The 14,803-nt window shown below is 62.8% G+C and carries 14 protein-coding genes; 5 read left to right on the top strand and 9 right to left on the bottom strand.

Going from position 1 to position 14,803, the window contains the following annotated elements; all coding sequences use genetic code 11:
• Positions 1-58: 58 nt before the first annotated feature.
• Together LB519_RS13780 and LB519_RS13775 are read right to left on the bottom strand one after the other, a co-directional pair.
• Positions 59-1,249 (bottom strand): hypothetical protein, encoded by a 1,191-nt coding sequence (locus LB519_RS13780; RefSeq protein ID WP_224620256.1) that lies wholly within the window; start codon positions 1,247-1,249, stop codon positions 59-61.
• Positions 1,250-1,352: 103 nt separating this feature from the next.
• The gene (locus tag LB519_RS13775) at positions 1,353-1,622 is read right to left on the bottom strand and encodes a hypothetical protein (RefSeq protein WP_127423385.1); all 270 of its coding nucleotides are present in this window, start codon (positions 1,620-1,622) and stop codon (positions 1,353-1,355) included.
• On the opposite strand from LB519_RS13775, the gene parC reads away from it, so the two are divergent.
• Both parC and LB519_RS13765 read left to right on the top strand, forming a co-directional pair.
• Positions 1,578-3,830: a DNA topoisomerase IV subunit A gene (gene parC / locus LB519_RS13770; RefSeq protein ID WP_024504699.1), complete on the top strand. Its 2,253-nt coding sequence runs from the start codon at positions 1,578-1,580 to the stop codon at positions 3,828-3,830. The two genes, LB519_RS13775 and parC, sit on opposite strands and share 45 nt — an antisense overlap.
• Before the next feature lie 274 nt (positions 3,831-4,104).
• Positions 4,105-5,319, top strand: coding sequence for an AI-2E family transporter (locus LB519_RS13765; RefSeq protein ID WP_224620255.1), 1,215 nt, complete (start codon positions 4,105-4,107; stop codon positions 5,317-5,319).
• Between the two features lie 35 nt (positions 5,320-5,354).
• Here LB519_RS13765 and LB519_RS13760 read toward each other — a convergent pair whose 3' ends face one another.
• The 3 genes from LB519_RS13760 to LB519_RS13750 all read right to left on the bottom strand — a co-directional run bounded on the left by LB519_RS13760 (position 5,355) and on the right by LB519_RS13750 (position 7,755).
• Positions 5,355-6,251, bottom strand: a complete 897-nt coding sequence (locus LB519_RS13760) for a DMT family transporter (protein ID WP_063167756.1) — start codon at positions 6,249-6,251, stop codon at positions 5,355-5,357.
• Between the two features lie 128 nt (positions 6,252-6,379).
• Positions 6,380-7,144 carry an arginyltransferase gene (locus tag LB519_RS13755; RefSeq protein WP_024504696.1) on the bottom strand — a complete coding sequence of 255 codons (765 nt, stop codon included), beginning with the start codon at positions 7,142-7,144 and terminating at the stop codon, positions 6,380-6,382.
• A 140-nt stretch (positions 7,145-7,284) separates the two neighbouring features.
• Complete coding sequence (locus tag LB519_RS13750) at positions 7,285-7,755, bottom strand: RDD family protein (protein WP_224620254.1); 471 nt, start codon at positions 7,753-7,755, stop codon at positions 7,285-7,287.
• A 202-nt stretch (positions 7,756-7,957) separates the two neighbouring features.
• Between LB519_RS13750 and sthA the strand changes: the two genes are divergently transcribed.
• Positions 7,958-9,346, top strand: a complete 1,389-nt coding sequence (sthA, locus tag LB519_RS13745) for a Si-specific NAD(P)(+) transhydrogenase (RefSeq protein WP_027162436.1) — start codon at positions 7,958-7,960, stop codon at positions 9,344-9,346.
• A gap of 26 nt (positions 9,347-9,372) precedes the next feature.
• Here the strand turns inward: sthA and LB519_RS13740 are convergent, their stop codons facing one another.
• Complete coding sequence (locus LB519_RS13740; protein ID WP_224620253.1) at positions 9,373-10,041, bottom strand: alpha/beta hydrolase; 669 nt, start codon at positions 10,039-10,041, stop codon at positions 9,373-9,375.
• Positions 10,042-10,241: 200 nt separating this feature from the next.
• On the opposite strand from LB519_RS13740, the gene LB519_RS13735 reads away from it, so the two are divergent.
• Entirely contained in the window at positions 10,242-11,477 is a 1,236-nt protein-coding gene (locus tag LB519_RS13735) for an OpgC family protein (protein WP_224620252.1), read from the top strand.
• A 2-nt stretch (positions 11,478-11,479) separates the two neighbouring features.
• Here the strand turns inward: LB519_RS13735 and LB519_RS13730 are convergent, their stop codons facing one another.
• Positions 11,480-12,559 carry a substrate-binding domain-containing protein gene (locus LB519_RS13730; protein WP_224620251.1) on the bottom strand — a complete coding sequence of 360 codons (1,080 nt, stop codon included), beginning with the start codon at positions 12,557-12,559 and terminating at the stop codon, positions 11,480-11,482.
• A gap of 82 nt (positions 12,560-12,641) precedes the next feature.
• On the opposite strand from LB519_RS13730, the gene LB519_RS13725 reads away from it, so the two are divergent.
• A complete protein-coding gene (locus tag LB519_RS13725; protein ID WP_224620382.1) occupies positions 12,642-13,070 on the top strand; it encodes a hypothetical protein in 429 nt (142 codons plus the stop codon).
• A 53-nt stretch (positions 13,071-13,123) separates the two neighbouring features.
• Here the strand turns inward: LB519_RS13725 and LB519_RS13720 are convergent, their stop codons facing one another.
• Both LB519_RS13720 and LB519_RS13715 read right to left on the bottom strand, forming a co-directional pair.
• Positions 13,124-13,498, bottom strand: a complete 375-nt coding sequence (locus LB519_RS13720; protein ID WP_224620250.1) for a DUF423 domain-containing protein — start codon at positions 13,496-13,498, stop codon at positions 13,124-13,126.
• Positions 13,499-13,526: 28 nt separating this feature from the next.
• Complete coding sequence (locus LB519_RS13715; RefSeq protein WP_013532265.1) at positions 13,527-14,786, bottom strand: multidrug efflux MFS transporter; 1,260 nt, start codon at positions 14,784-14,786, stop codon at positions 13,527-13,529.
• Positions 14,787-14,803: the final 17 nt, after the last annotated feature.

Here is a 14,803-nt window from a genome sequence, read left to right as displayed (position 1 = left end):
ATCTCACAAAAAAGCCCGGCATCGCTGCCGGGCTTTTCGCATACTGAGATCGCTTCGATCAGTCTTCGTTGGCCTTGACGGTGACGCCGAGCGTCTTGGGCAGATCGAGCGGGTTGGACATGGCGCCCGCCATGATCAGTGCGAACGGCACGGATGCCGGCGGCTCGGCCGAGATTTCGAGGCTCTTCGGATCGTCGAGGAATTTGCTGACCGCGGCCGTAACCTGCGCAGTCAGTTGCGGATTGTTGAGCTGCGCCATGCCGAACGGCACGATCGCCTTGGCCTGGTTGGCGATGTCCTTGCCGGACATGCCTTGCTGCTTGCCGACATAATCCAGAACCTTGTTGGTCAGCGAATCGTCGTCGAAGCGGATCGAGGCGCTGTTGAACGAAAGCTGCTGCAACAGGCCGAGCATGGCCATGCCTTGCGCCGAATTGTCGGCGCCTTCCGGCTGTGCCGCCATCTTCTTCTGCATTTCCTGCAGCGACTTGATGAAGTCCAGCGTGTAGCCGCCGAGATTGAAGGTCATGCCGAGCGTGCCGGCATTCTCGACCGAGATGTCGTATTTCGACAGTTCCATCTTGCCGTCCGTGGGCTGCCAGGTGCCGGCCATTTCGAGATTGCCCGCGATGTTCTGGTAGCCGAGCGCGTTGATGACTTCCTTGGACTTGGGATCGTCCACCAGCGTTAGGTCGGCATTGAATTTTTCGGTGGTTGCGGTGAATTCCATCGCCTTGCCGTCCGCCGGCGGCGTGATCTCGATGGCAAGTCCGTCCATCGAGAAGGCGGTCTTGTCGGCGACCTTGACGGTCATGTTCGAGAGTTCGGCGGACTTGTACATCATCAACGAGCCCAGCGGGCCGGTGGCGCCGTCGGCCGGAACTGTCATGTCGTGGATGACGAAGGGGCTGAGGTCGAGGGTGACGCCGTCCTTGCTGTGTGTGAAGGCAGCCGTTGATACGGTGGCGATGTCATAGCCGCCATTTGCCTCGGTCACGCCTTCGAGTTTGACGTCGCCGATGGGAAGCGCTTCCTTCTCCGCCGCCGGTTTGATGGCAACGCCCTGCAGCACCATGCTGGTGTTGTCGCCGGTCACCCCGGTCCAGGTGATGTCGACACCTTGTGCGACAAGCGCTGCCTTCAGCCGGTCGGCCACTGCCGTATCCTGTGCGAGGGCCGCATTCAGCGGCAGCGTGAGCAAGAAGGTCGAAAAAGCCAGTTTCTTGAGAATTGAGCGTTTGATTGTCATCGCAAGGTCCCTGAGAGTGTCCTGAAATTGTTTTTTCAATTATTTGCGCCATCACCATTCCGTGACGAACTGGACCGGAAAAAGGCGTGTCCCGGCACATTGGTCAAAAATCGCGGTGAAAGGCAAACCCGATCCCACCGTCTTTGCGCAAACCGGTGAATTTGTCATGAAGAGCCGATAGCCGGATATCGTCGCGCTTGGCGATAGAGCCCGCATGTAACAGGCTGATGTTGGCCGACATCCGCTGGGGTATGGTTTCATGTTGCAGAAAGGCCGGTATCTCCGTCGGGCTCTTGCCGCGAATCACCCGCTCGGCTAGTCCGAGCCCATGGGAAAAAGGCTTTTGCCGCCTGAAAATGGCGGTGGCGATCACATCGAGCCGGTCGATCTGAAGAAGGCGCTGGAAGAGCGCTATCTGGCCTATGCGCTGTCGACCATCATGCACCGGGCGCTGCCCGATGTGCGCGACGGACTGAAGCCGGTCCATCGCCGCATCATGCACGCCATGCGCCTGCTGCGGCTCAACCCCGATCAGGGCTTTGCCAAATGCGCCCGCATCGTCGGCGAGGTGATGGGCAAGTTCCACCCGCATGGCGACCAGTCGATCTATGACGCGCTGGTGCGGTTGGCGCAGGATTTCTCGATGCGTTATCCCCTGGTCGACGGGCAGGGCAATTTCGGCAACATCGACGGTGATAACGCCGCCGCCATGCGCTACACCGAAGCGCGCATGACCGACGTGGCGACCGAATTGCTGTCCGGCATCACCGAGGATGCCGTCGACTATCGGCCGACCTACAATGAAGAAGACGAGGAGCCGGTGGTTTTGCCCGGCGCCTTTCCCAACCTTTTGGCCAACGGCTCGTCCGGCATCGCGGTGGGCATGGCGACATCGATCCCGCCCCACAACGCCGCCGAGCTTTGCGATGCCGCACTTCACCTGATCGAAAACCGGGACGCGCCGGTGGCGAAGCTGATGGACTTTGTCCAGGGGCCGGATTTCCCGACCGGCGGCATCATCGTCGACAGCCGCGCCTCGATCCTCGAAGCCTACGAAACCGGTCGCGGTGGCTTTCGCGTGCGCTCGAAGTGGTTCCAGGAGGACCAGGGCAGGGGCACCTGGAGCATCGTTGTCACCGAAATCCCGTACGGCGTGCAGAAGGCGCGGCTGATCGAGAAGATCGCCGAGCTGCTGATGGCGCGCAAGCTGCCGCTGCTCGAGGACATCAGGGACGAAAGCGCCGAGGACGTCCGCGTCGTGCTGGTGCCGAAGAGCCGTTCGGTCGACCCCGGCATCCTGATGGAATCGCTGTTCAAGCTGACCGAGCTCGAAAGCCGCTTCCCGCTCAACATGAATGTGCTGTCGCGCGGCAAGGTGCCCAACGTGCTGTCGCTGAAGGGCGTGCTGCAGGAGTGGCTCGAGCACCGCCGCGAGGTTTTGGTCCGCCGCTCGAAACATCGCCTCGGCGAAATCGAAAGACGGTTGGAGATACTTGCCGGCTACCTGATCGCCTACCTCAACATCGACGAGGTGATCAGGATCATCCGCGAGGAGGATGAGCCAAAGCAGGTCATGATGGCCCGCTGGTCGCTCACCGACACCCAGGCCGAAGCCATCCTCAACATGCGGCTGCGCGCTCTGCGCAAGCTTGAAGAATTCGAAATCCGCAAGGAATTCGACGGCCTGAGCGCGGAGAAAAAGCAGATCGAGGCACTGCTTGCTTCAAACGAGAAGCAGTGGGCGACGATCAAGTGGGAAGTCACCAACATCCGCGACAAGTTCGGTCCGGAGACCGAGCTCGGCAAGCGCCGCACCCAGTTCGCCGACGCGCCCGAGCATGATCTGACCGACATCGCACACGCCATGATCGAGCGCGAGCCTGTCACCGTCGTCGTCTCGGAAAAGGGCTGGCTGCGGGCGATGAAGGGGCATCTGGCCGATCTCTCGACGCTGACCTTCAAGGAGGGCGACAGCCTCAAGCTCGCCTTCCATGCGCAGACCACCGACAAGGTGCTGGTCTTCACCACCGGCGGCAAATTCTACACCATCGGCGCCGATCGGCTGCCTGGCGGGCGCGGCCATGGCGAGCCGATCCGCATCATCGTCGACATGGACAATGACCAGGACATCGTCACCGCCTTCGTTCACGATCCGAAGCGCAAGCTGCTGCTGGCCTCGCATGACGCCAACGGTTTTATCGTGCCGGAGGAGGAAGTCGTTGCCAACACCCGCAAGGGCAAGCAGGTGATGAACGTCAAGGCGCCGGACGAAGCCAAGCGCTGCATCCCGGTCACCGGCGACCATCTCGCCATCGTCGGCGAGAATCGCAAAATGCTGGTGTTCGCGCTCGCAGAGATTCCGGAGATGGGCCGCGGCAAGGGCGTGCGCCTGCAGAAATACAAGGATGGCGGCCTTCTCGACCTCAAGCCGTTCACGCTTGAGAGCGGCCTCTCCTGGCAGGATTCAGCCGACCGCACCTTCACAAGGTCGCGCGAGGAACTGGCTGAATGGATCGGCGCCCGTGCCTCGGCCGGACGCATGGTGCCGAAGGGATTCCCGAGGACGGGGAAATTTGGGTAGCGAGTGAAGCTGCCGATCTCCCCCCTCGTGGGGAGATGCCCGGCAGGGAGAGGGGGGCGCTGTCCCGCCGACGGTCGAGTTCACAGATACTCGATTGGTTTGCGGCTCACGGTCCAAATCCAAGGCCGCGATCCTTCACGCCCCCTCTGTCCTGCAGGGCATCTCCCCCACGAGGGGGGAGATTGGCAGCTTCACCATCTCATTTGGACTATCGTCACGATTGCTGCACTATATCAGTGCATAGACAGGAGGGGTGTTTGGGAGAGCCAGGCGTTTGAAGGAAGCAAGAATCCAGAAACCGGAACGGCAGCAGCGCCTCTTCGGCCTGTCGACGCCGCTCAGGGCAGCCGTCATCCCGCCGCTGTCGGCGGCACGCTGGCTGCTGGTGCTGATCGTTGCCGCCGGCGTCTATTTCTTCCACGGCTTCCTGTTTCCGGTGCTGGCGGCGCTCGTCATCGCTTTCGCCAGCTGGCCGCTCTACCGCCGCCTGCTTGTCGCGGTCGGCGGCAACCGCACCATCGCCGCGACCTTCGCCATCCTGTTCATCCTCGCCTTCCTGGTGATCCCGATCGCGCTCGCCGGCACCTATGCGATCAACGAGGTCCGCGAATGGGTCGCCTGGGCGATCGAGACCAACCGCCACGGCGCGGTGACGCCACACTGGATCGCCACCATGCCTGTCGTGGGCGAGTGGCTGAACGAACAGTGGACCACCAATTTCGGCCATCCCGGCGGCATTGGTGAGCTGATCCAGCTGGTCAGCGGCGCCAACATCGGCAGCATCTATCGCGGCTTGCTGGCCGCAGGCGGCAGCGCTTTCGGCCTGCTGTTGACGCTGCTGTTCATGATGATCGCGCTGTTCTTCGCCTATCGCGACGGCGAGCATTTTGCCGGCCAGGTCGACCGTCTCGGCGAGCGCATCCTGCCGACCAGATGGGAGCGGATTTCGCGCGTCGTGCCGGCGACGATCTCCTCGACCGTGACCGGCATGACCGTTATCGCCATCGGCGAAGGGCTGGTGCTGGGCATCGCCTACTGGCTGGCCGGCGTGCCGTCGCCGGTCACGCTTGGCGCCCTGACCGGCGTCATGGCGCTGATCCCCGGCGGCGCACCGCTGTCCTTCACGCTGGTCTCGATCTACCTCGCCGCCAGCGGCTCGCCGATGGCCGGGCTGGCACTGTTCCTCTGGGGTGCGGTCGAGCTGTTCATCGTCGACAAGACGCTGCGTCCGAAGCTCGTCGGCGGGCCGATAAAACTGCCCTTCCTGCCGACCTTTTTCGGCCTGATCGGCGGCGTCAAGACTATGGGTTTCCTCGGCCTGTTCATCGGCCCGGTGCTTATGGCGCTGCTCGTGGCCATCTGGCGCGAATGGCTGCGCGAAGTGGAGCTGGCCGACGAGACGGCCGCCGATTCGGCGGCCGAAATCGAGTCCGGTCCGCAGATCGAGGTCCTGCCGGAATCCCATGCGGCGAAGAAAGCCAGCGCCTGATAACGACCGGCTTTGCGCCGTAAGCCGAATTGTCGCTAGACCGGGTGATGCACCGCGAAGTCGACCCGGCGCTTGCGCCCTTCATGCAGCTGCCAGAGCGAGTGTGCGACGAGCGTGACGATCAGGATCCCGCCGCCGATCAGGCTGTTGCGGGTCGGTGCCTCGGCAAAGATCATCCACACCCAGACCGGCGCCAGCACCGTTTCGAGCAGGTAGAACATCGCCACTTCCGGTCCTGAAATGTATTTCGGCCCGGCGGCAAGGCAGAAGAACGAGATCGGCATGATGATGGCGCCGTTGAAGACGATCCACCATGGCGCGTTCACATGAAAGCCTTCGCCTGACACCATGAAGACCGCCAGCGCGAGCGGCAGAAGGACGCCGACGAGCGAGGTGAATCCCATGTCCTTGCCGCTGGCGCGCGAGATGGTGATGGCCACCGCGATGAAGAAGGCCGAGCACAGCGCCATGAAATCGCCGAACAGCTTGCCGGTGCCGACCGAGCCGCCGACGATGACCAGCACGCCGAGGATCATGATCGCCATCGCCGCGATGGTCACCAGCCGCGGCCTCTCGCGCAGGAATATCCAGGACAGCAACCCCGCAAAGACGGTGTTGAAGGCCAGGATGAACACCAGGTCGGCGGTCGAGGTGTGGTAGACGGCGGTGACGAAGGTGATCCCGGTCAGCCCGTAGCATATCGCCACGATCAGGCCGGACCAGCCGGGGATCAGCGGCGGGGCGTTTCGGCTGAGTGCCCGCCAGACCGACCAGATGACCATGGCCGCGACGAAAGTTGTGCCGGTGCGCAGCAGCATGATCGTCCATGCGCCACCGTCGGCGAGGCGGATCAACGGTATGTCGACAGTCAGCGTGAGCCCGCCGATGGCGGTTATCAAAAGACCTTTCTGGTGATCGTGATGAGAGGACATGCAGGAACTTTCGCAATGAAATGCAGGCTGGCGGCCGGCCGGTGCAATGGCGCACTCTCTCCAGCCAACCGGCTGAAAGACCAGCATCCCCTGCCTTGAAACAGTTTAAAGGCGGACCTTGGAAAAGCTCAGCGTGAAACCGCTTCGTTGATGTAGCGTTCCCAGCCCTTGGGGCCGAGATGCTCCTGCGGCATGAAGCGCATCTTATAATTCATCTTGCGCGAGCCGTTGACCCAGTAGCCGAGATAGACATGGGGCAGACCCATCGCCCTGGCGCGGGCGATGTGGTCGAGGATCATGAACGTGCCGAGCGACCGCTCCTCGAAATCGGGATTGAAGTAGGAGTAGACCATCGACAGGCCGTCAGCCATCTTGTCGGTGAGCGCCACCGCGATCAGCTCGCCCTGTCCCTTGCCGGTGATGAAGGTGTCGGGTCCACGCCGCCGATATTCGATCACCTTGGTGTCGACATGGGTGTCCTCGACCATCATCGCATAGTCGAGCACCGTCATGTCGGACATGCCGCCACGGCGGTGGCGGGCATCGAGGTAGCTGCGGAACAGGGAATATTGTTCGGTCGAGGGCTCGGCATTGTGCATGTAGCCGACGAGATCGGAATTGTGCTGCAGCACGCGCTTCATGTTGCGGCTGGCGACGAATTCCTGGGCGAGGATGCGTACCGAAACGCAGGCGCGGCAGGTCTCGCAGGCCGGCCTGTAGGCGATGTTCTGCGAGCGCCGGAAGCCGCCTTGCGTCAAGAGGTCGTTCATCTCCGCCGCCTTGTCGCCGACCAGATGCGTGAACACCTTGCGCTCGAACTGGCCGTCGAGGTAGGGGCACGGCGACGGCGCGGTCAGGAAGAACTGCGGCGACTGGGTCGGATGCTGCGTCATCGAGCCTTGGAAACACTCCTTCGAATCGCTCTACCTTTGGCGCGGATGGCGAAAAATTCAACAGGATTATGTGGGCGCGGTCGACTCGACGCCTTCACATTTGTGCTCAATCGGTTGCGACTGCTCTTCAGAGGGCCGTTTCAGCGGTCGGTGCGGCTGACGACCGTGCCAAGCAAAAGATCGTGCAAGGTGCGTTTGCGGTCGGAAAACAGCGTCACCAGCAGCACAAGCGGCGACAGGATGACATTGCCGGCCCAAAATAGCACCGAATGGACGACCGCGGTGAGGCCGTCGATCGGCCGGCCGTCGAGCCGGTCGAGACGGATGCCCATCATCTTCATGCCCGTGGTGGCCTGGTCAGCGCTGCCCAACGTGTTCCAGATGTAGAGGATGGCGACGGCCGGCACCAGGACGCCGAACAGCATCCAGCCAAGGCCGAGGGTCAAAAGCCCGAGAAAGAACACCAGAATGGCAAACGGAATGGTGAGCAGCGCGACGATGATATAGTCGATCACAAAAGCCAGGATGCGCCTCTTGCGTACGCCGTCATAGGCCCCGACATCGTCGAGCCTGCTGGTGATGATTTCGCCGTCGAGAACGCGCGCGTTCATGTCATTTCCTCGTAACAAGGTCCGACATAGGGTGCGGACTGTTCAGCCATGAAATGGTGAAGGCCTGTGGCGGAATCAAGATCGCGCTTCCAGCGGTGCTCCAGCTTCGATGGCGTCGGGCCCGATGCGAACTGGTTGAATTTGCGGCGCGGATAGCATTAGCTTGTTGCGGCGCAGCAGAGCGCACAGGGGACGGGGCAATATGGACTACGACATGCTGGTCATCGGCAGCGGCCCTTCCGGCCGCCGTGCCGCGGTGCAGTCGGCCAAGCTCGGCAAGTCCGTGCTGGTGGTCGACCGCGGCCGGCGTCTGGGCGGTGTCTCGGTGCATACCGGGACCATCCCATCGAAAACGCTGCGCGAAACGGTGCTCAATCTCTCGGGCTGGCGCGAGCGCGGCTTCTACGGGCGCGGCTACCGCGTCAAGCAGGATATTTCGGTCGGCGATCTGGTCGAGCGCCTGCACAAGACGCTCGACCATGAGGTCGAGGTGCTGCAGCACCAGTTCATGCGCAACACGGTCAAGAGCGCTCGCGCCGCGGTGAAATTCCTTGGCCCCAACAAGGTCAGCCTGACATCAGACACCGGCGATTACAGCGAGGTCGGTTTTGCCAATGCGCTGATAGCGGTCGGCACCAGGCCGCACCGCCCGCGCGACGTGCCTTTCGACAAAACCCGCGTCTTCGACAGCGACGAGATGCTGGAGCTTGATCGCTTGCCGCGCACGCTGACCGTGATCGGCGCCGGCGTCATCGGCGTCGAATATGCGACGATCTTTTCCGCGCTCGACGTGCCGGTAACCTTGGTCGAGCCGCGCAACTCCATCCTCGATTTCGTCGACCGCGAGATCGTCGACGATTTCATCCACCAGATGCGCGATCGCGGCATGACCATCCGGCTGGGCAGCGCGGTGAAGGAGATCCGCTCCAAGCCGGACGCCGCCGAAGTGGAACTGGCCGATGGCCGCACCATCCGTTCCGAGGTTGTGCTCTACGCCGCCGGCCGCACCGGCAATGTCGGCAGCCTGGGCCTGGATGTCGTCGGCATCGACGCCGACTCCAGAGGGCGCATCAAGGTCGATCCGCAATCCTTCCAGACCAGCGTGCCCAACATCTATGCCGCCGGCGACGTCATCGGCTTTCCGAGCCTGGCCTCGACTTCGATGGAGCAGGGCAGGGTGGCCGCCTGCCATGCCTTTGGAGTGCCTTTGCCGCCGCCGCCGGAAACCTTCCCCTATGGCATCTATGCGGTGCCGGAAATCTCGACGGTCGGCCAGTCCGAAGAACAGGTGCGTGAGAGCGGTGCGGCCTACGAGGTCGGCGTGGCGCGTTTTCGCGAGACCTCGCGCGGCCACATCATGGGTGTCAACACCGGCTTCCTGAAGCTGCTGTTTTCGATCGAAACGCGCCGTCTGCTCGGCGCGCACATCATCGGCGAGGGCGCCACCGAGCTCATCCACATCGGCCAGGCGGTGATCAATCTCGGCGGCACCGTCGACTTCTTCGTCAACAACACCTTCAACTATCCAACGCTCGCCGAAGCCTACAAGATCGCCGGGCTGGATGCCTGGAACCGGATGGGAAGAGGGTAGGCCGGCTGGTCGTGGCGGCGAGCCTGTCAGCCTGCCTGCGCCACCGCCGCCGGTCCCGCCAGCCATTGCCTGACGACAGCCGCGTCGGCGCTGCCGAATTCATGACCTGATGAGACAATCCTGGCGTCGATCTCGGCGCCATGCCGACTGAGCAATGTCACCAGAGCAGGGGCGAAAGGCGCATAGGTGAGGTCGGCGGCGCCGGCGATCATCAGCACCCGCACCTTTGACAGATCCGTCGCCGGCACATCATCGAGCACCGGCATCGGTCGCAGCAGCGCGGCGCGTTCGACAAGGCCCGGATGCAGCAGCATCAGGCTCGAAACCAGATTGGCGCCGTTCGAATAGCCGAGGAAAATTGTGCGCGAGAGGTCGAGATGATGGCGTGTGGCCGCGTCAGCGACGAAGCCCGCAAAGGCCTCGGTTTCGGTGCGGATGCTCGCCTGTTCGAAGCGCGTCGGCGTGATCCGCGCGAACCAGCGGAAACCATCCTCCTGGACAACGCGGCCACGCACCGCGATGAGCGTGGCACGCGGTGCGATCTCTCGCGCCAGCGGCACCAATGTCGTCTCGTCGACACCCGACCCATGCAGCAGGAAGAAGCAGTCGCCCGTTGAATCCGCCGCGCCGTAAAGCCGGTAGTGGAAGGCGAGATCACGCCGCAACGCACCATCTTGTGAGGTCTCGTCGATCATCGACCATCCTCTTGATTATATGACGTTTCGCTCAATTTGCCGGCTTCAAAACGCAATATTTTCAAGCTCCGCGAAAGTTGATTGAACCGGGCGCATTACAGTCCGTTTCTCCGCCGATAACATCCTTCGGGAGGAATCGAAGCGGTGCGCCGGGGGTCGCATTGCCGGTATGAACAACCAGCTTTGAGGCCTTTTTGTCGATGACCACCCAGATTTCCCCGGACCGCGATGCGCGTGTCCCAGACCGCGAGGCGCGTGTCCCGGACCGCACTGAGCGCGACACGCGCATCGATGTGATCCGTGCTCTCGCCTTGTTGACCATCTATGTCGACCATGTGCCGGGTACCGCCTTCGAGTATCTGACATACAAGAATTTCGGCTTTTCGGATGCGGCGGAGGTCTTCGTGCTGATCTCGGGAATCTCGGTCGCGCTCGCCTACGGCAAGAAATTCCAGCCTGGAAACCGGCTGCTGGCAACTTTGAAGATGTTGCGCCGCGCCGGTGTGCTTTATGCCACCCACATCGTCACCACCATGGTGGTGATGGCCATTTTCTGCGCTGCGGCGGTGTTTGCCAGGCGGCCGGAGCTTTTGACGATGATCAACATCGAGCCGTTGATCAAGAATACGCCGCAGGTGCTGATCGGCATCGTGACGCTCGGCCACCAACTCGGCTACAACAACATCCTGCCCGTCTATGCGGTGCTGCTCTTGCTGGCGCCGCTGTTCCTGCTCATTGTCAGCTATCGGCCGGTCCTGGCACTGGTGGCATCCGGCGCCCTGTGGCTGGTCGCGGGGATTTATCAGATTGCTCCGCCCAACTACCCCGAGCCCGGCTTCTGGTTTCTCAACCCGCTGTCGTGGCAGTTCCTTTTCAACATCGGCCTGGCGGGCACGCTGCATGTGCGTCGCGGCGGCACCATCCCGGTCAATCGCTGGCTGGTTGGGGCGGCCTTGGCCTACACCGTTGTGGCCCTGGTCTGGGTGCACAGCCCGCTTTGGGGGCATATCTCCTGGTTTGGCCTGCCTCCGGTGCTGACCGGTTTCGACAAGACGTTCCTGTCGCTGCCGAGGCTCCTGCATATACTCGCAGTGAGCTACCTGATCGTGGCATTCCCGGCGATCTCGAATCTGTTTCGCACCGGGCGCGATCATCCGCTTGCCATATTGGGCAAACGATCGCTGCCGGTTTTCATTGCCGGCACGGTGCTTGCAATGGCGGCGCAGGTACTGAAGCTGATCAATCCGGGCGGATTTGCCTATGACAGCCTGTTGATATCGGCCGGCATCGTGATGCAGTTCGCGCTCGCCTATTATCTCGAATGGCTATCGGGCCTTGGCTGGTCCGCCAAAAGCAGGCCGGCTCACAGCGCCGCACCGCCCGTCCATGCTGCATCCTTCGCGATGCCGGGCATGGCGACAAGAATGGGCCGTTGAGCTCAGGCGGGCGAGGGGCCGGATGAGGCCCGCACCACGAGTTCGACCGGCAGCGATTGCCGGCTGAACGAACCATCATTTTCAAGGATCGCCTTGACGGCAAGGCGGCCCATCTCGGCGATCGGCTGGACGATCGTGGTCAGCGGCGGCTTGGAAACCGCCCCTTCCGGAACACCGTCGAAGCCGACGACAGAAACATCGCCCGGTACCGCAATGTCGTGCTGCCGCAGCCAGTCCAGCGCATGGAGCGCCATCCTGTCCGACATCGCCAGGATGGCTGTCGGCGCCTCGGCACCGGCGAAAATATGTTCGAGGCCGGCCCACACGCTCTTCTCGTCATTGACGGTCTCGTAGATCGGCACACGCTCGACGTCGATGTCGACGCGGGAGAGTTCCGCGAAATAGCCACGCAAGCGGTCCCGCGTAGCGGAATAGAGGGCCATTTCCACCTGCTCCCTTGTGGTAGGGCCGAAGCCTGCGTCGGCACAGGGCAGGGTAAGCACGGCAAAGCGGCGGTGTCCGAGCTCGGTCAGGTGGCGGGCCGCCAGACCGGCACCGGCGATGTTGTCGACGCCGATCGCCGCGACGGCCTCATCGTCGTCCGAATCGAGGTCCAGCGCCACAAAGGGAAGCTTGCGTTCACGTGCCAGTTGGACCAGCTTTGAGCCGCCATCGACACAGAAAACGATGAAGCCATCGACCAGCGCACTCTGGATGTTCCACGCCAGCTGCTCGCCATTGACGGCGGAGACCAGCGAAATCCCCGCACCGGTCGCGTCACAAGCCTGCGAGATGCTGGCCATCATCACCCGGGCAAAGGGATCGTCGAAGAAATAGGAGAGGGGTTCCGCGGTCGCGACACCGATGGCATTGACCTTGCCGGCGCGCAGCAGCCGGCCCTTGGGATCCGGTCCGCCATATCCCATGGCCTCAGCTGCCGCCTTGACCCGTTCACGGACCTCCTCGCGCACGATCTCCGGACGGGCGAAGACGTTGGACGCGGTGCCGTGCGACACGCCGGCTGCCTTGGCAATGTCCGCCAGCCGGACCGGTCTTGTCTTTGCAGAGATAAGTGGCGCCATCTTCGTCTCCTGAATTCTTCCCATTTAACACTTTCGTTGGATCGGTTCAAATTTTGGCTTGATCGAGGCTTCGATAGGGCCTATGTTTGAATCGATCCAAGGAAACGCCTGCTGGCAGAATTGGATCGATTCAACATCAAGTAGGGAGTTGTGTCATGCATCCCGTCAATTTTCTGTTCGAAGACATTTACCGCAACGACTGGAGCATCTCGTCGAACACCGCGACGCAGAAGCGCCGCGGCAAAACCAGTCCATGGGTCCGCGAGTTGCGGTTCCTTGTGGAGTGCAAGCGGAGCTGATCGGGGTCGGTTTTTCGTACCTCTCGATTGGATCGATTCAAGCGCTGAAAGGAGCGCACATCATGCATCCCGTGAGCTATCTATTTGAAGACATCTATCGCAACTATTGGGGCATCGCGCCGGCTTCCGAACGGCCGGAGCGGCGTCGGTTGGCAAGGCTGCGGCGGCGCAATCGCGAATTGCTCATCCAGCCCGAGTCCAGGCAGGACTAACGGCCCGGCAAATGGGCGGGGGTCTGTTTATCGGGCAAGGCGCCCAGAGGCGTTCAGGAGCGTGCGCGCACCAGCGCCGAGGCAGCGATCGCCAGCCAGCCGGCAATGAGCAGCGTGCCGCCGATCGGCGCCGACAGCGGGAATAGCCGCGAGCCCAGAAAATCGCGGGCCAGCAGATCGCCGCAGAACAGCAGAAGCCCAACCAGCAGGATCAGGCTGCCGATGCGCAGGATCCGGTTCGCGCCAAGCAATCCGGCGGCAAGGAAGACCGGCGCATGCATCAGCAGGAACGATGCGGCGGTGCCAACGAAGGCGCCGCCGAGATGCGCCGCCGCGGCCGACAGCGCCACGCCGGCAGCACCGCAGAGGCCTCCGGCCAGGACGAGGATACGGCTGCTGTCGTCGGAAGGTCGTTCGGCTGTGCTCATGTTTGGGGCTCCGTGACGCCCAACCCCGTCAGGGCTTGCCGGGGTGGGCAAGCATGTCCTGCTCGCGGCGTGACTGTGCCAGCCAGTTATACACCGCGCCGCCGGCCATCAAGACGGATGTGCCCAGAAACACCGAACGCATGCCGAAATGACCACCGGCAAAGCCGCCCAGCAAGGGGCCGGCGACTTGCCCGACATATTGGGCGGAGATCGACAGCCCGAGCACATTGCCGCCGACCCCATCGGGAACATTGTGGCGGATCACGCTGGTGATGCAGGGCAACAGCCCGCCCAGCGCCAGACCCATCAGGAAGCGCAGGCCGATGAGTTGCCAGCTCTGCGTGACGAAGGCCTGCGGGATCAGCAGCAGCGCCGAGACGGCAAGCGCGCCGATGATGACGTTCCAGTGGCCGACGCGGTCGGCGAGCTTGCCCAGGCGCGAGGCCGACAGGATGGCGCCAAGGGCCGCCGCCGACATGACGACGCCTGATATCAGCGTGACGCGGCTCTGGTCCTCGATGAGCTGCTGCACATAGACGGTGATGATCGGCTCGATCGACATGGTGGCGAAGCTCAACAGCATGCCGGTCGCCAGCATGGCGACAACAGGCCGTTTGTCGGGGATTTGTGACCAGCCGCCTTTCCGCTTCTGCGTCGCTGCGGCGTCTGCTGTTTTCGGCCGGGGATTCTCCTTGATCAGAAACGTGGTCGCCAGGAATGCCAGGAAGATGACACCGCCGGAGAGGAGAAAGGTGGCGCGGATGCCGATCAGCGGCGGCAGGGCGCCGCCAACCAGAGGGCCGACCAGAGCCCCGCCCGTGATGCCGGCCGACAGCAGGCCCAACGCCCAGCCGGAACGCTCCTTGGGTGTCTGCATGGCGACGAGGATGGTCGATCCCGAGGAGTAGCCGCCGGCAAAGCCGATGAGCAGCCGCAGCAGCACCAGCTGCCAGACCGTCTGCACCATGCCGGTCAGCGACATGCATATGGCCATGCCGAAGCTGGCGCGAACCAGCATCACCTTGCGGCCATAGCGGTCGCCGAGACGTCCCCAGAGCGGCGCCACCAGCGCCGCCGCGAAGAACGTCGCGCCATAGGCAATCCCCGACCATTGCACGATCGCCGCGTGACCCTCGGCACCCAGCTGCTCGATATAGAGCGGCAGGAACGGCAGAAGCAGCGTCATGGCGACAAGCGTCGAAAACGAACCGGCGAAGCACACGAACAGATTGCGCCGCCAGTGGATGTTGTAGGTGCTGTCGGTCGCCGGGGGCGTGCTCTGCTGCATGTCGTATGTCCTGTCCC

The sequence above is a fragment of the Mesorhizobium sp. AD1-1 genome, assembly GCF_020164655.1.
GTDB lineage: Bacteria > Pseudomonadota > Alphaproteobacteria > Rhizobiales > Rhizobiaceae > Mesorhizobium > Mesorhizobium ciceri.
The sequence above is the reverse complement of the archived record's forward strand: the minus strand, read 5'-3'. Positions and strand labels throughout refer to the sequence as shown.